The organism is Klebsiella africana, assembly GCF_020526085.1.
Lineage (GTDB): Bacteria > Pseudomonadota > Gammaproteobacteria > Enterobacterales > Enterobacteriaceae > Klebsiella > Klebsiella africana.
On sequence record NZ_CP084874.1, the window covers coordinates 4,870,576 to 4,891,893 of the forward strand.

General features: G+C 56.1%; 16 protein-coding genes. 6 read left to right on the forward strand and 10 right to left on the reverse strand.

What is annotated here, in order from left to right:
• Positions 1-258: 258 nt before the first annotated feature.
• On the reverse strand, positions 259-2,682 hold the full coding sequence (bamA, locus tag LGL98_RS23420) for an outer membrane protein assembly factor BamA (protein WP_136029757.1): 2,424 nt from the start codon (positions 2,680-2,682) through the stop codon (positions 259-261).
• Positions 2,683-2,703: 21 nt separating this feature from the next.
• Here bamA and LGL98_RS23425 point away from each other — a divergent pair, with 21 nt between their 5' ends.
• The 3 genes from LGL98_RS23425 (at position 2,704) to LGL98_RS23435 (ending at position 5,470) form a co-directional block, all read left to right on the forward strand.
• A complete protein-coding gene (locus LGL98_RS23425) occupies positions 2,704-2,934 on the forward strand; it encodes a potassium:proton antiporter (protein WP_136029755.1) in 231 nt (76 codons plus the stop codon).
• Positions 2,935-3,307: 373 nt separating this feature from the next.
• Positions 3,308-5,068 carry a tannase/feruloyl esterase family alpha/beta hydrolase gene (locus tag LGL98_RS23430; RefSeq protein ID WP_136029753.1) on the forward strand — a complete coding sequence of 587 codons (1,761 nt, stop codon included), beginning with the start codon at positions 3,308-3,310 and terminating at the stop codon, positions 5,066-5,068.
• Between the two features lie 33 nt (positions 5,069-5,101).
• Positions 5,102-5,470 (forward strand): helix-turn-helix transcriptional regulator, encoded by a 369-nt coding sequence (locus LGL98_RS23435; RefSeq protein WP_136029752.1) that lies wholly within the window; start codon positions 5,102-5,104, stop codon positions 5,468-5,470.
• Positions 5,471-5,749: 279 nt separating this feature from the next.
• On the opposite strand, the gene LGL98_RS23440 is transcribed toward LGL98_RS23435, so the two are convergent.
• Positions 5,750-8,008 (reverse strand): TonB-dependent siderophore receptor, encoded by a 2,259-nt coding sequence (locus tag LGL98_RS23440; RefSeq protein WP_136029749.1) that lies wholly within the window; start codon positions 8,006-8,008, stop codon positions 5,750-5,752.
• Positions 8,009-8,596: 588 nt separating this feature from the next.
• Between LGL98_RS23440 and LGL98_RS23445 the strand changes: the two genes are divergently transcribed.
• Entirely contained in the window at positions 8,597-10,177 is a 1,581-nt protein-coding gene (locus LGL98_RS23445; RefSeq protein ID WP_136029747.1) for an MltF family protein, read from the forward strand.
• Between the two features lie 124 nt (positions 10,178-10,301).
• Here the strand turns inward: LGL98_RS23445 and ssb1 are convergent, their stop codons facing one another.
• Positions 10,302-10,826 carry a single-stranded DNA-binding protein SSB1 gene (gene ssb1 / locus LGL98_RS23450; protein ID WP_004151744.1) on the reverse strand — a complete coding sequence of 175 codons (525 nt, stop codon included), beginning with the start codon at positions 10,824-10,826 and terminating at the stop codon, positions 10,302-10,304.
• 251 nt (positions 10,827-11,077) lie between these two features.
• On the opposite strand from ssb1, the gene uvrA reads away from it, so the two are divergent.
• Positions 11,078-13,903, forward strand: a complete 2,826-nt coding sequence (uvrA, locus tag LGL98_RS23455) for an excinuclease ABC subunit UvrA (protein ID WP_136029745.1) — start codon at positions 11,078-11,080, stop codon at positions 13,901-13,903.
• On the opposite strand, the gene LGL98_RS23460 is transcribed toward uvrA, so the two are convergent.
• From LGL98_RS23460 to dnaB, 6 genes are all read right to left on the reverse strand, one after another.
• The gene (locus LGL98_RS23460) at positions 13,904-14,260 is read right to left on the reverse strand and encodes an MmcQ/YjbR family DNA-binding protein (protein WP_002884953.1); all 357 of its coding nucleotides are present in this window, start codon (positions 14,258-14,260) and stop codon (positions 13,904-13,906) included. It lies immediately after the preceding gene.
• Positions 14,261-14,263: 3 nt separating this feature from the next.
• Complete coding sequence (locus tag LGL98_RS23465) at positions 14,264-14,680, reverse strand: secondary thiamine-phosphate synthase enzyme YjbQ (protein WP_136029904.1); 417 nt, start codon at positions 14,678-14,680, stop codon at positions 14,264-14,266.
• Positions 14,681-14,810: 130 nt separating this feature from the next.
• Positions 14,811-15,524, reverse strand: a complete 714-nt coding sequence (gene aphA / locus LGL98_RS23470; protein WP_008807296.1) for an acid phosphatase AphA — start codon at positions 15,522-15,524, stop codon at positions 14,811-14,813.
• Between the two features lie 193 nt (positions 15,525-15,717).
• Complete coding sequence (gene tyrB, locus LGL98_RS23475) at positions 15,718-16,911, reverse strand: aromatic amino acid transaminase (RefSeq protein WP_136029743.1); 1,194 nt, start codon at positions 16,909-16,911, stop codon at positions 15,718-15,720.
• A 177-nt stretch (positions 16,912-17,088) separates the two neighbouring features.
• Positions 17,089-18,168, reverse strand: a complete 1,080-nt coding sequence (gene alr, locus LGL98_RS23480; protein WP_136029741.1) for an alanine racemase — start codon at positions 18,166-18,168, stop codon at positions 17,089-17,091.
• A 31-nt stretch (positions 18,169-18,199) separates the two neighbouring features.
• Positions 18,200-19,615 carry a replicative DNA helicase gene (dnaB, locus tag LGL98_RS23485; protein ID WP_002884942.1) on the reverse strand — a complete coding sequence of 472 codons (1,416 nt, stop codon included), beginning with the start codon at positions 19,613-19,615 and terminating at the stop codon, positions 18,200-18,202.
• Between the two features lie 169 nt (positions 19,616-19,784).
• On the opposite strand from dnaB, the gene LGL98_RS23490 reads away from it, so the two are divergent.
• Positions 19,785-20,768 (forward strand): quinone oxidoreductase, encoded by a 984-nt coding sequence (locus LGL98_RS23490; protein ID WP_136029739.1) that lies wholly within the window; start codon positions 19,785-19,787, stop codon positions 20,766-20,768.
• 182 nt (positions 20,769-20,950) lie between these two features.
• Here the strand turns inward: LGL98_RS23490 and pspG are convergent, their stop codons facing one another.
• Complete coding sequence (gene pspG, locus LGL98_RS23495; RefSeq protein WP_136029738.1) at positions 20,951-21,193, reverse strand: envelope stress response protein PspG; 243 nt, start codon at positions 21,191-21,193, stop codon at positions 20,951-20,953.
• Positions 21,194-21,318 lie beyond the last annotated feature (125 nt).

Below are 21,318 nucleotides of genomic sequence, written 5' to 3' on the forward strand. Positions count from 1 at the left end.
AGCGTTGAGTATTACCCGCGGTTTGCAAGAAGAGAGGACCATAGCAGGCAGCTATTTATTGCGCGGTTACCTCGTCGTACGTCATCAGGCCTGCGAGGCCCTCAGATCGCGCTCGGGTAAATGTCGCGGGTGTCCCGCCAGATTGCATTTCTTAGCGATAATATCGACATAGCGATTGAGTATATTCTGCTCAATCGCTATGTCGGAGGACAGTCCACAGACTATTGCCACGCTGGTCTATCAGGCCCCGTTGGAGCCCTACCAGGTTTTGCCGATATTAAACTGAAACTGTTCTGCTTTATCACCATCGTACTTTTTAAACGGCTCTGCCCAGGAGAAGACCAGTGGACCGAGGGGAGACATCCACTGCACGGCAATCCCCGCAGAGAGACGAATATGACTCGGATCGCCGTAGTCAGGGATCCCTGCCGCCAGCGTCTGCGCGGTGTTGCGCCAGGATGTACTCCAGACCGTCCCCGCGTCAACAAACAGCGAGGTTCGCAGACTATCGGCGTATTTGTCATTCACAAAGGGGGTTGGAATGATAAATTCGCTGTTCAGCACCGCCATGGCATTCCCACCGACCGCATCAGACGAGGCGTCCAGCGGGCAGGCGCTATAGCTGCTTTCGCTACCATTGCAGCGGTAATAGGCCGCTTTAGGCCCAATGGTGTTAGAAGAGAAGCCGCGCACCGACGACGAACCGCCAGCGTAAAAGTTATCGTAGAACGGCACACTTTTGCCGTCTAACCCGCCGGCATAGCCTGCGCGCAGGCGTTCCATCCAGACCCAGCGCTTGTTCTCGCTCAGCGGCAGATACTGGGCGGTGTCAAAAGAGAGTTTGTAGTAGCTATTATCCGAACCGGGGAGCGTCACTTTACCGCTCAGGCTGCTCTTGTTTCCCGCACGCGGGAAGAAGCCGCGATCGAGATCGTTGTAGCCCCAGCCAAGACTCACAAAATAATCGTTGGCGCTATATTTCGCGCCGCTGTCGCCATCTTTCGTCACCACGCTGGGCTCAATTCCCCGAGAGCTGAGGTAGCGCCAGGTCGTCAGCTCCGGATCCATATTGGTCAGGCGATTATGGACATAATCCAGTCCCAGGTTCAGGGAGTTATTTTCGCTAATGGGAAACCCTAGCGTACTGCCTAAGCCATAGCTCTGCTGGTTGTAGCTCCCGGCATCCGCATCAGAAGCATCATAACTGTTATAAAAAATCTTTCCGCCCAGGCTGATGCCATCGACGGTAAACCACGGGTTCGTCGCCCCCAGTTCAAGATAAGACTGATAGCTGTTGCGCGTCCCATTGAAGCTCACGCTATTGCCCGTACCCAGCCAGTTATCCTGCGTCACGCCAAGCTGATAGCTCACGCCGCTGTCCGTACCAAATCCCAGGCCCACGTTGAATGAGCCGGTGTTGCGCTCCTTCACCTTGTAGACCACATCGACCTGATCCGCCGTCCCATTGACCGGAACGATCTGCTGTTCAACGTTCTCAAAAAAACCCGTTCGATCAAGACGTACTTTCCCTTGCTCGACTTTTTCGTTGTTGAGCCACGCCCCTTCCATTTGGCGCATTTCACGACGCAGCACCGCGTCCCGGGAGGTGTCGTTACCGGAAAAGCGGATCTGGCGTACCGAGTAGCGGCGGCCGGCGTTGACCTGAATATGCAGCGTCACGCGGTGATGCGCATCATCGATTTCCGGCGTGGTCGTCACCTGTGGCCAGGCATAACCATACTTACCAAAACGCTTTTTGATCTCATTTTCAACCGTGGTGACTTGCGCCCCGCTATACCATGCCCCCGCCAGCGGCTGGGCAAGAGCCTCGATCTCCGGCCCATGCTGAGCCAGATCGCCAGTCACCTGAGTTCGGTCGACCTGATAACGTTCGCCTTCATTGAGGGCGATAGTGATATACAGGGATTTTTTATCGGGCGTCATACTGACCTGCGTGGACTGAATAGCAAAGCGCGCATAGCCGCGATCGAGATAAAAACTACGCAGGGTTTCCAGATCGGCTTCCAGCTTCTGTTTCTGGTATTTTTTATCCGCTACCACGTTCCACCACGGCACATTATCACGTAGCTGTAGCTGGTCCAGGAGCGTCTCTTCCCGAAACGCCTGGTTGCCGATAATATTAATTTGTGCGATTTTCGCCGATACGCCTTCCTGAAAAACGAACGTTAAGTCAACGCGATTACGCGGTAACGGTGTCACCACAGCGTGAACCTGCGCACTGTATTTCCCCGCGCTGTAATAGAAATCCTGCAACCCCTTTTCTATTTCGCTAAGCGAATTTCGATCCAGTGCGCTACCTGCAGAAATACCGGACGCGGTGAGATTTTCCTTTAGCGCATCATCCTTCACTGACTTATTCCCGGAAAAACTGACGCTGGCGATAGTGGGCCTCTCCTTAACCTGCACCACCAGCGTTTTTCCATCGCGCAGGATCTGCACATTTTCGAAATTGCCGCTCGCATACAGCGCGCGCACTGCCTCGCTGACTTCCTCTGGCGTCACCGCATCTCCCGCGTGCAACGGCATACTTAATAGCGCCGCCCCAACGGTCACGCGCTGCAGCCCTGCAAAGCGGATATCATCAACTTGATATGATGTTGCGGCGTACAACGTTAAAGGAGCAATCAATAATCCGTTGATGATATGGGTCTTTTTTAACATGAATGTGTCGTCTACGAGATAATGAGCAATAGCAGTGTTCTGCTGGCGTTGGGCTTATTTGTTCAGGATGCATATCTGAAATATGCGACAGAAAATAACCTGAGCGAGGCGCAGAATTACATGCAATTATGGCGACAAAATGGAGAAAAAATGGATGTTAAAGCATCTTTAAAAATATATTTAATGATGGAACTTTTTATGAGACGCATGGTTCTAATGGCCAACACCAGTACTATATTTAGATTTACCTGAACGTTTTATTAATAAAAAGCCCCCTTTCTTATTAATGGAAAGGGGGAAGGATCTCGTTAGGAATGATGCTCTCTGGGATCACCAGGAACAGGGAGGAAAATAACCTGCAACCCAGCAGATTTTATGAAGAGAAATTGAATAAATTATGCAACTGATATCACAACATTCTACCCCGAATTCACCGCCAGACGCCGTTGGCAAACATCTCCATATTTTCCTCAAAATAGCAGAATACAGTAGGGTCGCCTTATCAAGGCATCAAGGAAAGTCTATCGTTATCTACAATAGCCAAGCAGTGGCGCCTCGCCAGGGAAGGTGAGGCATAGGCTTCGCCATCCTGCCACCTCCCATCATCAGCCACAGGGAACTGCGTATGACACGCTTACTCAAGACAATCTTGCCCATCATCCTCTGCGTCCTCTTCGGGTTATCGTTCGCCTCTCCAGCGCAGGCTGCCGCCAGTCTGCCGATTGTTCTTCCCGCGCTGACATGCGATGCGCTAAGCACTACCGACTTCAGCGCGGCCGTTGGCGCAAAAGTTACTATCAACCACACTGAAATGCAGACCTCCGCGCAGGGAAACTGGTGCAAGGTGAGCGCCACTATCGCCCCTGCGATTGGCGTGCAGATTGCCCTGCCGACCCAACGCTGGAGTCAACGTTTTTTGCAGGTCGGCTGTGGCGGACTGTGCGGGAGTATTAACCTGAGCCTGTCGAATGCCAACGGCTGCCTGCCGGCAATGAACGGCGAGTTTGTGGTAGCAGCAACCGATATGGGGCACCATGGCAGTATGATGGATGCGTCATGGGCCGAAGATCCGCAAAAGCGCATCGATTTTGCCTGGCGCGCCAACCACCTGACCGCCGTGCTGGCCAAAGCGGTGATGCAGACGCTTTACCGCCAGCCGCCAAAGTATGCCTACTTTATGGGCTGCTCAGACGGCGGTCGCGAAGCATTGATGGAAGCGCAGCGCTTTCCACAGGATTTTGACGGTATCAGCGCTGGCGCGCCAGCGGCCTTTTTCCAGTTTCAGAACTCCTTCTTCCACGGCTGGAATGTGGCCGCCAATCAGCGCCCGGATGGTACCGCTATCCTGCTGAAAAATCGTCTTCCTCTGATTCACCAGGCCGTGCTGGCTCACTGCCCGACGCTTTCCGGTGTGCAGGATGGTATCCTGCAAAATCCGTATGCCTGCCAGTTCTCTGAGTCATGGCTCCCCCGCTGTCCTGCCGATGCTCGGGACCGTTCTACCTGCCTGACGCAGGAAGAGATCGAGGTGGTGAAAAAGCTCTACCGCGGCGCTTACGACAGCCACGGCGCCCAGTTCGTCGCGGGCGGTCTGCCGCTGGGTTCCGAGCTACGCTGGCCGGTGCCCGAGACGCCGACCGGCCACTCAATGTCGGAAATGATGGTACTACCGGCTCTGCAATCCGTGCTCCTGCCAGGAGAAAAACAGAAGATCCAATCGATGCGGGATTTCCCGCTTAACCAGCAGAATTTTGACGCCGTCGCCCAACTGGCGCCGCTCTATAACGCGGCAAATACCAACCTTCATGCCTATCAACAGCGCGGCGGCAAGCTTATCCTGTGGCACGGTCTGGCCGATGACTCCGTCAGCCCGGCCTTTTCTATCGCCTATTATCGCGGCGTAGAAGCAGAGATGGGCCATGCCGCAACGGATACCTTCCTGCGGTTATTCCTGCTGCCTGGGGTAGCCCATTGCGGTAATGGCGAAGGTTACGATCAAATTGATCTCCTGACTCCGCTGATGCGCTGGACCGAGGAAGGCATCGCGCCGCAGGAGATTATGGCCGGCAAACGGGCAACCGCCGCTGCCGACCTGCCGCCGATGACAGAAAAAGCAGATGCGCAAACGCAGTTTCACGGCGTGCAGAAAGTCAGTCAGCCTTACGCCGACGCCGTTCCAGCTGTTATCGCGACTCGCCCGGTGTACCCCTTCCCAGCCATTGCCCGGTATAACGGGCGCGGCGACGTGAAAGACGGCGAAAATTATCATGCAGAGCAATCAACCACGTTTGATAATCTGCCGCTGGCAAAACCCGCCAGCGACTATATTGGCCCTGATAACCAAAAAAATTATCAGGTTCGCCACGGCGAACTCACTGTTCAATAAACCCCAGGGCTCCTCACTGAGGAGCCATACGTTATGGGATTAGCCGCAATTATGCGTAGCAAAACGCTCCAGCAATCGGTATTAAGCGACCTGCTCTTGTGGATCGATAATAATCTGGATAAGAAACTGACCGTCGACGATCTGAGCGATATCTCTGGTTATTCCCCCTGGCATTTGTTTCGGCTCTTCCGTCATTATTTTGATCGATCGCCGATGGAATATATCCGCCAGCAGCGCATGTCGCTGTGTCGCCGTTTATTGCTGACGACGCCTGGTTACCGAATTGTCGATATCTGTATAATGGTCGGTTATGACGATCTCAGTGCGTTTAATCGTACCTTCAAAAAATATCATGCGCTCACACCCACTCAGTATCGCTATCAGGTCACGCGGCAAAAATAAGGAAGGTCCCCCTCCTCCGCATCGCTGCGGTTGGGAATGGAAGGGGGACAGGGGATATTGCAGAAGGGAAATAGCAGGCTGCTATTATCGAACCCGGTCGGGATCAACGACCTTGCGCGACGGAAAGCAGTATAAAAGGATATTTTGAGCTAATAATGTAGAGGGCGTGAAGATTTTGTCACCATTTATAACCGCCTCGACCGCTATTATCTGAAATTAAAAATATCGGAAATAAAAAACCGGGCCGCGCTGCACCCGGTTTGATCCTCATCAGCCCCATCAGAAGTGAGTATTTACGCTCACAAAGAAGGTCCGCCCCGATTCGTTATAGGTCTCCGCACCCGCGCCATACAGATAAGCTCCCGTCGTCGCGTTGCCGGTCGTTTGCGCATTCCCTGCCCGGTAGTGGCGGATATCAAACAGGTTATCTATCCCGCTGGTGAAGCTCAGGTTTTTGTTCACATCCCAGGTCGCACTGAGACCGACAATACTGTATGGGCTGACTTCGTTTAGTTCGCTGCCGCTGACCGCCTCACCTTTATAATTAAAGCGTTTTGGCTTCTGTCGGCCATACCAGGTAAAGGTGCTCTGCAGGGAGAGATCTTCACGAACCTGCCAGCTCAGGGTCGAGTTCAGGGTAAACTGCGGGATCACTGACAGCCGGTCGCCGGTCGTCTTATTCTTGCTCTGCAGCATCCAGGTCAGGTTATTGCTCCAGTTAACCGTCTCCCCCACCGGAAGATTCAGCGTTCCTTCCAGGCCTTCCACTAACGCCTTTGGTACGTTTTCCCACTGATAGATATTGGTGGTGCCGTTGCTGGCGGTGCCCACCGCCGCGTACCCTGACTCAATTTTATTGTGATAGTCGTTACGGAACCAAGTGATCCCCGCCTGATAGCCATCATGCTTGTACTCAAGACCAATCTCTTTATTAACGCTGGTCTCCGCTTTCAGGTCGCTATTCCCCATCAGATAGCAGGCGGAACTACTGGCGTAACAACCCTGACCGTTGCTGTAGAGAATATAGTTCGGGTTCAACTGGTAGAGGTTGGGTGCCTTGTAAGCGCGGGCAATGCCCAGCTTCAGCGTCCAGTCCTCCGTCAGTTCCTGGGACAGGTTCAGTGACGGGCTCCAGTTATTGCCGACGATGCTGTGATGATCGAAGCGCAGCGCGGGGGTAAGCATGGTACTGTCCGTTAGCGCCATGTTATCTTCGGTAAACAGCGAGAAGATCTCGGCGCTGGAGTACGGGCTACGACCGGTAGCCGACACACCGTCGATAGTCCCGTAAGAGAGCGCCTGGGTTGTCGATACGCCATCTTTCATCCGCTGCTGATTCCATTCTGTCCCCAGCGTCAGATTCTGATCGACCCCCAGCGTAAACGGAATATTCACTTCGCTATGTAGCAGGACATCGGCCAGATCGATATCTGAAAACGCGCTACTGGAGAAGATCCCTTCCGTACCGCCCGCCAGCCCTTCATCCATTCGCGAGTTACGGGTGTGTTCGTACTGGGCATAGCTGTTGCTGGTCACGCCATTATCCCAGCCGCCGGTCCATGTTACGCCGTAAGTTTGCCGGTAGAGACGGTTGGTCTCTTTCCCGTACATACTCTTCACCAGCGTACTGGTATTGGTGTTTTGCGTGTCGCCGGCATAGAGATTACCCTGGCGGCTGTAACCGGCCTCAAACTCCAGGGCCTGCATCGGGGCAAACTCCCAGCGCAGCTTACTGTGAATATCTTTGTTCACCACCCCTTCACGTCCGGCGGGATAAGAACCGGCGTAGGAACCGGTACGTTCCGCTTCATGCCCGGCGTTAATATCCTGAGCATCGGCCTGGGTTTTACTCAGATTACCCCAGAGATTGAAGCTGACACTGTCCGACAGCGGACCATTGAGGCTAAAGTTAGTACGTTTCGTCGCCCCTTCTTTACGGTGCTGCGGAGCATTCATATAGGTATTCCACGACCCATGCCATTCTGGCGTGGTCGGTTTGGTCACGATGTTGACGACCCCGCCCATCGCGCCATTACCATAGCGTGCCGCCGCCGGGCCGCGGATCACATCGATATGATCGATCATCTCCGCTGGCACCCAACTGGTATCGCCGCGGGAGTCTCGATCGCCGCGCCAGCCATACCGCACCGAGTTACGGCTGGTCACCGGTTTACCATCGACCAGCACCAGCGTATTCTCGGGCCCCATGCCACGGATATCAATTTGCCGGTTGTTACCGCGCTGCCCGCTGGTAGAGTTGCCGGTCAGGTTTACTCCGGGCTGGGTACGAATTAACTCCGACACATCGCGGGCGGGGGGATGTTTGCGGATCTCTTCTGCAGTGATGGTCGACACGCCCGGCGCCTGCAGGTTCTGCCTGGCGGCGGTTACGACCATCGTCTCCTCGTGGTTATCGGCAGTGGCGGCGCGCTCGTCAGGCGTCGATTGTTCGGTCACGTTTTCTGCCGCCTGCAGCGGCACGCTACAGGTGAGCAGAGGAATGACGATCCCCAGCGGGAAGTGAGACGTGTATTTCATAGAATATGCCCTGTTTTCTGTTGCTGTCGGGCATAACGCCTTCTCCAATTGAAAAAACAATGGGATAAGATACTTGCCTCAGCGCGTCGCCAGATTTTGGCGCAGGTCAGCGCCTTCCCGGCATTAATGGAAATAAGAAAACAGCGTGAGACATAATAAAATTAAGTGCCCTGTTTCATCATTAGCGAAAAAGCGCTGCGCGCTATTCTTTGATAGCGTAATCCAGACAGCGTGTCATTAGAGTAATGTGCCGTGTTACGGTAATAAAAATGAGATTCATTATCAAGATGATAATAATCAATATCAGGGAAAAATAAAATAATATTTACCAATCAACCGGTTACCATAAAGCAAACAAAAGGCAATAAAGTAAAAATAAAATCACCACTTTCTATTCATCATTAAAAAAACATATTTCCATCATATTATCTCCATAGTTAAATTAAAGATAAAAGCACATTAATAGTAAGCAATAATATTTGCGAAAGACTATTTGTCGGTATCGTTACACCTTTTCCCGCGTCTCATACTCAGCTAACGGTGGCCGTTCTGCTAAAATAATCACATCCCCCTGCGGAGTGTTCCTCCATGAACGCCACCTTGCTATCACGCCTGTTTATCGCCTGGCATACCTGCCTCGCGGCGCTGTTATTCGCCCCTTTCCTGCTTGCGGCGGAGGCGGAAAAAACGCCGCCAGTCGCAACCGAAGACAATACGCTGTCGATTCATATTGACGATATGCTACAGCCGTGGAAAGGCGATCTGCCTGGCATGATCGACCGTCGTACCATTCGGGTATTAACCACCTACAGCAAGACCTTCTTTTTTATTGATAAAGGCACTCAGCGCGGGGCGACGCACGACATCTTTATCGCGCTGGAAAACGATCTGAATAAACAGCTGGCGAAGGATAAAAAGCTAAAACAGCGCCACCTGAAGCTGCATATCGTTTTTGTGCCGGTCAGTCGGGATAATCTCTTTACCGCGCTTAATGAAGGTAAAGGCGATATTGCCGCCGCCAACCTGACCATCACGCCCTCGCGGGAAGCCCAGGTCGATTTCGCCCAGCCGCTCTACAGCAACGTGAAAGAATTACTGATCTCCGGGCCGGCATCGCCGAAGGTCGACAGCCTGGAGCAGCTCTCCGGCCAAACCGTCTTTGTTCGCCGCTCCTCCAGCTATTACGACAGCCTGCAGGCGCTGAACGCTCGATTTGCCAGTGAGGCGCGCCCACCGGTAATACTGGAGGCAGCGCCGGAAGCGCTGGAGGATGAAGATCTACTGGAAATGCTCAACGCCGGGCTGATTCCGCTGATCGTCGTCGATCAGCATAAAGCGATGTTCTGGAAACAGGTGTTTCCAAAAATTCAGGTCCATGACAACGTGGTGCTGCGCGACGGCGGCAACATTGCCTGGGCGGTACGCAAAGACAGCCCGCAGCTGCTGGCGGTACTGAACAACTTCGTCAAAAAGAATCGTCAGGGCACCACGCTGGGTAATACCCTCCTGCTGCGTTACCTGAAAAATGCTAAATATGTCAAAAATGCCGCCGCGAGTAAGGAACGGCGCAAGTTCCTCGCCATGGTGGAAGTCTTCCGCAAATATGGCGACCGCTACGATGTCGACTGGCTGCTGATGGCGGCCCAGGGGTACCAGGAATCGCGACTGAACCAGTCGGTGCGAAGCCACGTCGGTGCCGTCGGTGTTATGCAGGTGATGCCCAGCACCGGAAAAGAGCTGAAAGTGGGCGATATTAAACAGCTGGATCCCAATATCCATGCTGGCGTGAAATACATGCGCTGGATGATAGATCGTTACTATGCCGATGAGCCCATGACCCGGCTCGATAAAGCGCTATTTGCCTTTGCCTCCTACAACGCCGGTCCGGCGCGTATCGCCCGCCTGCGCACCCTGACCAAACAGCGCGGGTTTGATCCAAACGTCTGGTTCGGTAACGTCGAAAATCTGGCGGCAGAAAAAATCGGCGCGGAAACGGTGACCTACGTCAGCAATATCTATAAGTATTACATCGCCTATCGGCTGATCGTCGATGATATAGCTCGTAAACAGAAAGCGACGGCCGTACCGCGGCAGGAGCCGGTGGCGCAGCCAGCCAAACCGCAGCCCAGCGTGGCGCCCCCCGCCACCGCTCAGGTGCCCGTCATCTGAATCGCTCGTCACCGAGGGTCAAATCTCATCCTGAAATGACGGAGCAGGAATAACAAAGAAAAAGCCCCGGCGAAACCGGGGCTTTCTGTTTTCGACTACGCAGATCGTGCGCTTAAGGCAAGCCTTAAAACGGGATGTCGTCGTCGAAGTCCATCGGCGGTTCGTTGGAAGGCGCTGCCGGGGCCTGCTGCTGCGGACGGGACTGCGCGCCGCCGCTGAACTGGTTGCCGCCCTGCGGCTGCTGAGGCTGACCCCAACCGCCCTGCTGCTGGCCGCCGCCTGCCGGTGCGCCGCCGCCCTGACGGCCGCCCAGCATCTGCATGGTGCCGCCAACGTTAACCACGACTTCGGTGGTGTATTTGTCCTGACCGGATTGATCGGTCCACTTGCGGGTACGCAGCTGGCCTTCGATATATACCTGAGAGCCTTTGCGCAGATACTCACCAGCGACTTCAGCCAGTTTGCCGAACAGCACAACGCGGTGCCACTCGGTCTGCTCTTTCATTTCGCCGGTCTGCTTGTCACGCCAGGATTCGGAAGTTGCCAGCGTGAAGTTGGCGACTGCGCCGCCACTTGGCATGTAGCGTACTTCCGGGTCCTGCCCCAGATTACCGACGAGAATCACCTTGTTTACGCCTCTGCTGGCCATGTTCGTGTCTCCTGAATACGTTTCTTAATAGTGTAAACGCGCGAGTGTACCATTTCCACGTAGCATTTTAATAGCTGCGAGGCTGATTCCAGAGATAGTACCCGGCTACGACATTGTTGCACACTCGACCCGAATTTGCATTCCGATACTGTATATTCATTCAGGTTAAATTGTGTCATAATTAGCCGTTTCTGCCGTTTGTCCTTCAAGCAAACCAGGCAATCCGTGTATCTACCTACCGGGAAAGGTGAATGGATAAGATCGAAGTTCGGGGCGCCCGCACCCATAATCTCAAAAACATCAACCTCGTTATCCCGCGCGACAAACTCATTGTCGTCACCGGGCTTTCCGGGTCTGGCAAATCTTCACTCGCTTTCGACACCCTGTATGCCGAAGGCCAGCGTCGCTACGTCGAATCGCTCTCCGCCTATGCGCGACAGTTCCTGTCGCTGATGGAGAAGCCGGACGTCGACCATATCGAAGGGCTGTCGCCGGCGATTTCCATCGAACAGAAATCAACCTCTCACAACCCCCGCTCGACGGTGGGTACTATTACCGAAATTCACGACTATCTGCGTCTGCTGTACGCCCGCGTCGGCGAGCCGCGCTGTCCGGATCACGATGTGCCGCTGGCGGCGCAAACCGTCAGTCAGATGGTCGATAATGTCCTCGCCCAGCCGGAAGGCCTGCGCCTGATGCTGCTGGCGCCCATTATTAAAGAGCGCAAAGGCGAGCACACTAAAACCCTGGAAAACCTCGCCAGTCAGGGCTACATCCGCGCGCGGATCGACGGCGAGGTCTGCGATCTGTCGGATCCGCCGAAGCTGGAGCTGCAGAAGAAGCACACCATTGAGGTGGTGATTGACCGCTTCAAAGTACGCGACGATCTGGCGCAGCGCCTGGCCGAGTCGTTTGAAACCGCGCTGGAGCTTTCCGGCGGGACCGCCATTGTGGCCAATATGGATGATGAGAAAGCGGAAGAACTGCTGTTTTCCGCCAACTTCGCCTGCCCGATCTGCGGCTACAGTATGCGCGAGCTGGAGCCGCGCCTGTTCTCCTTTAACAACCCGGCGGGTGCCTGCCCGACCTGCGACGGTCTCGGCGTGCAGCAATATTTCGACCCCGATCGCGTGGTGCAAAATCCGGAGCTGTCGCTGGCGGGCGGCGCCATCCGCGGCTGGGATCGGCGTAACTTCTACTACTTCCAGATGCTGAAGTCGCTGGCGGAGCACTATAAATTCGACGTCGAAGCGCCGTGGGGCACCCTCAGCGCCAGCGTGCAGAAAGTGGTGCTGTATGGTTCCGGTAAGGAAAGTATTGAATTCAAATACATGAACGACCGCGGCGACACCTCGGTGCGCCGTCACCCGTTCGAAGGCGTGCTGCATAACATGGAGCGCCGTTACAAAGAGACGGAATCCAGCGCGGTACGCGAAGAGCTGGCGAAGTTCATCAGCAACCGTCCGTGCGCCAGCTGCGACGGCACGCGCCTGCGTCGCGAGGCGCGCCACGTGTTTGTGGAAAACACCCCGCTGCCGACCATTTCCGATATGAGCATCGGCCACGCGATGGATTTCTTCAACAATCTGAAGCTCTCCGGCCAGCGGGCGAAAATCGCCGAAAAAGTGCTGAAAGAGATTGGCGATCGTCTGAAATTCCTCGTCAACGTCGGCCTCAACTACCTGACGCTCTCCCGCTCGGCGGAAACGCTCTCCGGCGGCGAAGCCCAGCGTATCCGTCTGGCAAGCCAGATTGGCGCCGGGCTGGTTGGCGTGATGTACGTCCTGGATGAACCCTCTATCGGCCTGCACCAGCGCGATAACGAACGCCTGCTCGGCACCCTGATCCACCTGCGTAATTTAGGTAACACAGTGATCGTCGTTGAGCACGACGAAGACGCGATTCGCGCCGCCGACCATGTGATCGATATCGGTCCCGGCGCTGGCGTTCACGGTGGCCAGGTAGTAGCGGAAGGGCCGCTGGAGGCCATTATGGCGGTCCCGGAATCCCTGACCGGCCAGTTCATGAGCGGTAAACGCAAAATTGAAGTGCCGAAGCAGCGCGTGCCCGCCAACCCGGAGAAAGTCCTCAAGCTGACCGGCGCGCGCGGCAACAACCTGAAGGATGTAACGCTGACCCTGCCGGTGGGCCTGTTTACCTGCATCACCGGCGTCTCCGGCTCGGGTAAATCCACGCTGATCAACGATACCCTGTTCCCGATTGCCCAGCGCCAGCTCAACGGCGCGACCATCGCCGAACCAGCGCCATATCGCGACATCCAGGGGCTGGAACATTTCGATAAAGTTATCGATATCGACCAGAGCCCGATCGGCCGGACGCCGCGCTCCAACCCGGCAACCTATACCGGGGTGTTTACCCCCGTGCGCGAGCTGTTCGCCGGCGTACCGGAGTCTCGTTCACGCGGCTATACGCCAGGGCGCTTTAGCTTTAACGTTCGTGGTGGGCGCTGCGAAGCCTGCCAGGGCGACGGCGTTATTAAGGTTGAGATGCACTTCCTGCCGGATATCTACGTGCCGTGCGACCAGTGCAAAGGCAAACGCTATAACCGCGAAACGCTGGAGATTAAGTACAAGGGTAAGACCATCCACGAAGTGCTGGATATGACCATTGAAGAGGCGCGTGAATTCTTTGATGCCGTACCGGCGCTGGCGCGTAAGCTGCAAACCCTGATGGACGTCGGCCTGACCTATATTCGTCTCGGCCAGTCGGCGACAACCCTGTCCGGCGGCGAGGCGCAGCGCGTGAAGCTGGCGCGCGAGCTGTCCAAGCGCGGTACCGGCCAGACGCTGTATATCCTCGATGAGCCGACCACCGGTCTGCACTTCGCCGATATCCAGCAGTTGCTGGAAGTGCTGCACCAGCTGCGCGATCAGGGCAATACCATCGTGGTGATTGAGCACAACCTCGATGTGATTAAAACCGCAGACTGGATTGTCGATCTCGGCCCGGAAGGCGGCAGCGGCGGCGGCGAAATCCTGGTCTCCGGTACGCCGGAAACCGTCGCAGAGTGCGAAGCCTCGCACACCGCGCGCTTCCTGAAGCCGATGCTGAAATAATTAGCGGGTAAGCTGCTGCCGGACCGGCTCCGGCAGCATTTTCACCGCCTGCTGGTAAGACGCATCGACCAGGTAGTAGATTTGCGAATCCGGCAGCGAGCCATCCAGATAGACGGTGCTCCAGTGCGCTTTATTGAGATGCTGGCTGGGCCGGACATCGCGATGCTGCTGTCGCAGCAGCTCCGCCAACTCCGGACTCGCCTTCAGCGCGACCGCCGGCCGCTGGTCCTCAACCTCCTTCACCATGGCAAACAGCACGTCTGAGACCTTAATCTGCGTGGCTTTCCAGTCGCTGTGGACGCTCTGCTCTGCTCCCGGTTTCGCCATGCAGTACTGCAATAACTCCGAAATTGTCATCTTTTATTCCCCCATGAGCGTCGCAACGATGCGCCGCGAACCGCCGTGTATCCGATGCTCCCCCAGCCAGATGCCCTGCCAGGTTCCCAGTCTGACGCGCCCGTCCTCGACCGGCAGCATCAGCGACGCGCCAAGCATCGATGATTTGATGTGCGAAGGCATATCATCAGGGCCTTCATAATCATGTTCGTACGGCGCGTTATCCGGCACGGCGTTGAGAAAATACTGCTCCATGTCATACCGAACGGTGGGATCGCAGTTTTCGTTGAGCGTCAGGGAAGCAGAAGTATGCTGGAGCAGGAGGTGCAGCAGGCCGACCTTCACCCCGGCCAACCCGCGGATCTGGCCGAGGATTTCGTCGGTGACCAGATGAAAACCACGGGATTTGGGCCCAAGCGTCAGGGTTTGCTGATACCACATCATCGACTCCTTTTGCGAATGAATCTCTCTAAGTGTGCAGCAATACGTGAAAAGGTAAAACCTTCCACCCCTGATTTTGCATAAAAAAACGGCAGCGCCGTCGCTGCCGTTTATCGCGTTCAGGCGGTCATCAGTATTCGGAATTGACGATCACTTCCTCGCCCAGCGCCCCGGCCATCGGCAGCGGCTTATAGGAGGAGTTGGCGGCCCGCAGCACGCGGATCCCACGGGCGCCTGCCTCGCGGGCGGCGGTGATATCGTTATCCGAATCGCCGTAGAAAACCTTTATCTGCTTCGCCTGCAACCACTGGGTCTTGGTGTTCTGGCCTGGCTTATCACCAGCGAAAATCACCGGATTCATATTGGCGGCCGGGATGAGAAAATCATCCTGCAGGGTTTTAGAAACGGTTTCGGTTTTGGTCTGGCTGCGGCCGGTGACGAACCAGATGCTATCCCCACGCTTCACATGCATCGCAATCAGCTGGCGCGCCACCTCTTTCGGCATGCTGAACTCATCCCAGCCATTGTTCATTTTTTCCCAGAACTGCGGGTTTTTCAGGTAATCCTCACTGCCGGGAGAAAAGGTTTTTTGCCCGCGCCAGAAGCCCGGACTGGAAAAGAGGACGGTGTCATCGATATCAAAGCCGACGGCCATCGGCGGCCGCCCCAGCAGACTGTTTTCGATTTGCGCCACCGAAACCCAGTGGATCGGCGCCTGCTCGGCCAGTTGGGCCACATTGGTGCCCACCCACAACGGCTGTGGCGTGGAGGCGCGCGCCACAACGGCGCTGTTCAGCGTGAACAGGAGAGAAGCCGCCGCAAAGGCGAGAGTAAGTTTGCGCATATTTATCCCTAAATTTATCAATCATTATTATTTTTAATAATGTGCATGCTTAGCAACGCCCCGACCTTACCCGCAGGTCGCGTGGATGAAAAGCCTTTTATCGCGTAGATGTCATAGAAAAAGAGGATGATCACAATCAGAGAGGGCTTGCCTTTGCCAGTTGAGCGGCAAAGGCAAGCCACTGGAGAGCGGCTTACATTACCGCAGCAAAGGCTTTCGCCACCTGCTGAACATTACGTGAGTTTAACCCCGCCACGCACATACGGCCGCTGGCAATCAGGTAGACGCCAAACTCGTCGCGTAGACGATCCACCTGCGCCGCGCTGAAGCCGGTATAGCTGAACATCCCGCGCTGCTTAAGCAGATAATCGACCTTGCTGCCCGGGGCAACCTGCTGCAGCGCGTCGACCAGCGCCTGACGCATAGTCAGAATATGCGTGCGCATGGCGTCCACTTCCGCCTGCCACGTGGCTTTCAGAGCAGCATCGTTCAGCACCGTCGCCACTACCTGCGCGCCAAAGCTCGGCGGGCTGGAGTAGTTACGGCGCACGGTGGCCTTCAGCTGACCGAGTACGCGGCCTGCAGTTTCACTGTCTTCACAGACCACGGACAGACCGCCGACGCGCTCCCCGTACAGCGAGAAGATTTTGGAGAACGAGTTGCTGACCAGCATCGGCATCCCGGCGCTGGCGATGGCGCGAATGGCGTAGGCATCTTCTTCCAACCCGGCGCCAAAGCCCTGGTAGGCGATGTCGAGGAACGGGATTAGCTGACGCGCTTGTAACACCTCAACCACGCGGTCCCATTGGGCTGGCGTCAGGTCGGCGCCGGTCGGGTTGTGGCAGCAGGGGTGCAGCAGCACAATATCGCGGGCCGGCAGCGTTTGCAGCGTCGCCAGCAGGTCCTCAAAGCGCACGCCGTTGGTGGCTTTATCAAACCAGGGGTAAGTACTTACTTCGAAGCCAGCCCCTTCAAAAATGGCGATGTGGTTTTCCCAGGTCGGATCGCTGACCCAGACATGAGACTCCGGAAAGTAGCGTTTGAGGAAGTCGGCCCCGATCTTCAGCGCGCCCGAACCGCCGACCGTCTGAATGGAGGCAATGCGGTTTTGCTTAAGCGCGGTATGCTCTGCGCCAAACAGCAGCGGCGCAATCACCTGACGGTAGCCGCTCAACCCTTCCATCGGCAGATACAGCGAAGCGCCATGCGGCTCGGCGTTCAGGCGTGCTTCCGCTTCCGCCACCGCCTGCAGCTGCGGAATAATGCCGTCATCGTTGTAGTATAGCCCGATACTCAGGTTGACTTTGTCGCTTCGCGGATCTTCTTTGAAGCGTTCCATCAGAGAAAGAATAGGGTCGCCGGCGTAGGCGTCAACTTTTTGAAACACGCGATGTATCTCCAGGTTTACATAGGGCAGGTTCTTACACAATAAACCGGATATGACGGCAGGTCGAGAGGATGTTGAGGGGAAAATGACCGCGAGGTGGCATAAACCGCTTATTCGCTCGCGGCTGTGCCGATGGCGTCCCGGATTACCATCAGGGTTATCCGGGACGGCTGGTGCTTAGTCGAGGTATTTCATGGCGACGCGGGAAGTCAGTCGCGTAATAAGTTCGTAAGCACTCACTTTCGTTATCTCGGCGATGCGCTCTACCGGAAGTTCCTCTCCCCACAGTACCACCGCGTCGCCGGCTTTATCCTTGGCCTGCGGTCCGAGGTCAACGCAGATCATATCCATCGCCACCCGGCCGACGATCGGCACTTCGCGGCCATTGACCAGCACTGGCGTGCCCGACGGCGCCGCGCGCGGATAACCGTCGCCATAGCCCATCGCCACCACGCCGAGACGGGTATCTCGTTCGCTGATCCAGGTGCCGCCGTAGCCGACGGGCTCCCCTGCTTTATGCTCGCGCACCGCAATCAGGCTGGACGTCAAGGTCATCACCGGCTGGCAGCCAAAATCTTTCCCGGTGGAGCGATCGTCCAACGGCGACACGCCATACAGGATAATCCCCGGACGCACCCAGTCGTAATGCGATTGCGGCCACAGCAGTATGCCGCCCGAGGCGGCGATTGAGCGCAGCCCTGGTTTGCCTTCGGTAAAGGTGGTGAAGATATCCAGCTGGCGTTCGGTAGCGCCGCAGGTCGGCTCATCGGCGCGGGCGAAATGGCTCACCACGTTAACCGGCTGGCGGACGTTTTTACACTGGCTCAGACGCTGATAAAACGCCTCGGCTTCCTCCGGGCGAACGCCTAATCTATGCATGCCGGTATCCAGCTTCATCCACACGGTCACCGGCTCGGGGAGGTCGGCTTGCTCCAGCGCTGCCAGCTGTTCGGGGCTATGCACCGCTGTATGCAGGCGCTGGGCGGCGATCACCGCCAGGTCTTCCGCAGCAAAAAAGCCCTCCAGCAGGAGGATCGGCTGGGCGATGCCCCCTGCCCGCAGGCGCAGCGCCTCTTCCAGGCGGGCGACGCCAAAGGCATCGGCGTCGATCAGCGTTCGCGCGGTCTCGAGAAGACCGTGTCCGTAGGCGTTCGCTTTCACTACCGCAACCAGTTTGCTGGCGGGCGCCAGTTCACGCAGACGTTGCAGGTTGTGTCGCAGAGCGCGGCGGTTGATAACTACAGTTGCCGCTTGCATTTGAATTCCTTAATAAAAGAAGGCGGAAGGATTACTCATCATCATACTGAGGACCGGCATAATTATCGAAACGCGACCACTGGCCGTTAAAGGTCAGTCGCACGGTGCCGATCGGGCCGTTACGTTGTTTACCAATGATAATTTCCGCGATGCCTTTAAGATCGCTGTTCTCGTGATAGACCTCATCACGGTAAATGAACATGATTAAGTCGGCATCCTGTTCGATAGAGCCGGACTCACGCAGGTCGGAGTTGACCGGGCGCTTATCGGCGCGCTGCTCCAGCGAGCGGTTAAGCTGCGACAGCGCCACCACCGGCACCTGCAGCTCTTTGGCCAGCGCCTTCAGCGAGCGGGAGATTTCGGCGATCTCAAGGGTACGGTTGTCCGAGAGCGACGGCACGCGCATCAGCTGCAGGTAGTCGATCATAATCAGTCCGATGCCGCCATGCTCGCGAGCGATACGCCGCGCGCGGGAGCGCACTTCCGTCGGCGTCAGGCCGGAGGAGTCATCGATATAGATATTGCGCTTTTCCAGCAGGATGCCCATGGTGCCGGAGATCCGCGCCCAGTCTTCGTCGTCCAGTTGACCGGTACGAATGCGGGTCTGATCGACGCGCGACAGCGAGGCCAGAGAACGCATCATGATCTGTTCCGAGGGCATCTCGAGACTGAAGATTAATACCGGCTTGTCCTGCAACATCGCCGCGTTTTCCACGAGGTTCATCGCGAAGGTCGTTTTACCCATCGACGGACGGGCGGCGACGATAATCAGATCCGACGGCTGCAGGCCTGCGGTCTTTTTGTTGAGGTCGTCGTAGCCGGTGTTAACCCCGGTGACGCCGTCGTGCGGCTGTTGGAACAGCTGTTCAATACGGGCGACGGTGGCATCGAGCACATCGGCGATGTTCTTCGGCCCTTCGTCTTTATTGGCCCGGCTTTCGGCGATTTTGAAAACCCGGGACTCGGCGAGGTCAAGCAGATCTTCGCTGGTTCGCCCCTGCGGGTCGAAGCCGGCTTCGGCGATCTCGTTGGCCACCGAAATCATCTCGCGCACGACCGCACGTTCGCGCACGATGTCGGCATAGGCGCTGATGTTCGCCGCACTGGGCGTATTTTTGGAGAGTTCGGCCAGATAGGCGAAGCCGCCGACGCTGTCCAGCTGCCCCTGACGCTCCAGCGACTCGGCGAGCGTAATCAGGTCAATCGGGCTGCCGGACTCCTGCAGGCGCGCCATCTCGGTAAAAATATGACGGTGCGGACGGGTATAAAAGTCGTCGGCAACGACGCGTTCGGCGACGTCGTCCCAGCGCTCGTTATCCAGCATTAAACCGCCCAACACCGACTGCTCCGCTTCAATCGAGTGCGGCGGGACTTTCAGCCCGGCGAGCTGCGGATCGCGTTCGCGGGTTTCTGTCTGTGGTTTGTTGAAGGGTTTATTTCCTGCCATAGCCTAACATTTCACCGATACGGAAAAGAGCGTGACAGTATAGCGAGAAAGCCATTGCCGCTAAAGAACCCATTAAGCGGGGCAGGCCTGAGGCAGGTAAGAAAATCCGTCACCGCCCGCGCAGGCTGTTAAGCTTACTGGATAATCTCAGTACAACACAGGAGCGAACATGGCAACACGCATCGAATTTTCGAAACACGGGGGACCGGAGGTGCTGCAGGCGGTTGAGTTTACCCCTCGCGATCCTGCGGAGCATGAAATTCAGGTCGAAAACAAAGCCATCGGCATCAACTATATCGACACCTATGTTCGCAGCGGCCTCTATCCACCGCCGTCGCTGCCGAGCGGTCTGGGCACCGAGGCGGCCGGTATCGTCAGTAAAGTTGGTCACGGGGTGACGCACATTAAAGTTGGCGATCGGGTGGTGTACGCCCAGTCGGCGCTCGGCGCCTATAGCACGGTGCACAATGTGCTGGCCGACAAAGCCGCGGTCCTGCCGGATGCCATCTCTTTCGAACAGGCCGCGGCATCGTTCCTTAAAGGGCTGACGGTCTGGTATCTGCTGCGCAAAACCTATGAAATTAAGCCTAATGAGGTGTTCCTGTTTCACGCAGCCGCCGGCGGCGTGGGGCTGATTGCCTGTCAGTGGGCGAAAGCGCTGGGGGCGAAACTTATCGGTACCGTCGGCAGCGCGCAGAAAGCACAGCGTGCCAAAGAGGCTGGCGCCTGGCAGGTGATTAACTATCGCGAGGAGTCTATCGTGGAGCGGCTCAAGACGCTCACCGACGGTAAGAAAGTGGCCGTGGTCTACGACTCGGTGGGAAAAGATACCTGGGAGGCCTCTCTGGACTGTCTGCAACGACGCGGCCTGATGGTCAGCTTTGGTAACTCCTCCGGCCCGGTCACCGGCGTCAATCTGGGGATCCTGAATCAGAAAGGCTCCCTGTACGTCACCCGCCCATCGCTGCAGGGCTATATCACCAACCGTGAAGAGCTAGCGGAAGCCTGTAGTGAATTGTTTTCGCTGATCGCCAGCGGGGTGATTAAAGTGGACGTGGCTGAAAGTCAGATCTATCCGCTGAGCGAAGCGCGGCGAGCGCATGAAGTTCTGGAGAGCCGGGTAACACAGGGGTCGAGTTTGCTGCTGCCATAAGCTGGCAGAAGGGACAAAAGTTTAGGGCTTCCACCTGGGAAGCCCTTACTTTTTTTTAGTTCGGCTGTATGTAGGGTACAGCGCGATGAATTCGTTAACGCGCTAATAGTGACAGATTTGCGCAGTAATGCCTACGCGGTTGTCTGCAAAATTGTTCAGGTTGTGACGCACCCCTCAATACCTTAGTAACGCCAACGGTTATTGTCGCGAAAAGCGTTTCCGTTCGGGGATTTTAGCGCCCGAATAATCCACACCACCGCCACCGCCAGCAGCAGCCACGGCAGTAATTTGATCATCAAGGCGAACAACCCGCCGACGAACATCAGCGCGGTAGCCACCACGATAGCCGCGATAATCCCCAGCAGCGATACACCGGTGACCAGCAGCATGACAAAAAATCCAATGATAAATAGCAGTTCCAGCATGATTCTCTCCCCAAAGAATGAATACTTCACTCTGCAGGTGTTACAAAAAACATGCCAACAATAACTATATGACTTTAAAAGAAAACGCCCGCGTCATTGCGCGAGGCGTGGTCAATTTCACCAGG

Excerpts from the sequence above, each read along its gene's own strand:
- bamA (WP_136029757.1), bottom strand. The coding sequence starts at position 2,682 with ATGTTAAAAAAGACCCATATCATCAACGGATTATTGATTGCTCCTTTA.
- LGL98_RS23425 (WP_136029755.1), top strand. The coding sequence starts at position 2,704 with ATGAGCAATAGCAGTGTTCTGCTGGCGTTGGGCTTATTTGTTCAGGAT.
- LGL98_RS23430 (WP_136029753.1), top strand. The coding sequence starts at position 3,308 with ATGACACGCTTACTCAAGACAATCTTGCCCATCATCCTCTGCGTCCTC.
- LGL98_RS23435 (WP_136029752.1), top strand. The coding sequence starts at position 5,102 with ATGGGATTAGCCGCAATTATGCGTAGCAAAACGCTCCAGCAATCGGTA.
- LGL98_RS23440 (WP_136029749.1), bottom strand. The coding sequence starts at position 8,008 with ATGAAATACACGTCTCACTTCCCGCTGGGGATCGTCATTCCTCTGCTC.
- LGL98_RS23445 (WP_136029747.1), top strand. The coding sequence starts at position 8,597 with ATGAACGCCACCTTGCTATCACGCCTGTTTATCGCCTGGCATACCTGC.
- ssb1 (WP_004151744.1), bottom strand. The coding sequence starts at position 10,826 with ATGGCCAGCAGAGGCGTAAACAAGGTGATTCTCGTCGGTAATCTGGGG.
- uvrA (WP_136029745.1), top strand. The coding sequence starts at position 11,078 with ATGGATAAGATCGAAGTTCGGGGCGCCCGCACCCATAATCTCAAAAAC.
- LGL98_RS23460 (WP_002884953.1), bottom strand. The coding sequence starts at position 14,260 with ATGACAATTTCGGAGTTATTGCAGTACTGCATGGCGAAACCGGGAGCA.
- LGL98_RS23465 (WP_136029904.1), bottom strand. The coding sequence starts at position 14,680 with ATGTGGTATCAGCAAACCCTGACGCTTGGGCCCAAATCCCGTGGTTTT.
- aphA (WP_008807296.1), bottom strand. The coding sequence starts at position 15,524 with ATGCGCAAACTTACTCTCGCCTTTGCGGCGGCTTCTCTCCTGTTCACG.
- alr (WP_136029741.1), bottom strand. The coding sequence starts at position 18,168 with ATGCAAGCGGCAACTGTAGTTATCAACCGCCGCGCTCTGCGACACAAC.
- dnaB (WP_002884942.1), bottom strand. The coding sequence starts at position 19,615 with ATGGCAGGAAATAAACCCTTCAACAAACCACAGACAGAAACCCGCGAA.
- LGL98_RS23490 (WP_136029739.1), top strand. The coding sequence starts at position 19,785 with ATGGCAACACGCATCGAATTTTCGAAACACGGGGGACCGGAGGTGCTG.
- pspG (WP_136029738.1), bottom strand. The coding sequence starts at position 21,193 with ATGCTGGAACTGCTATTTATCATTGGATTTTTTGTCATGCTGCTGGTC.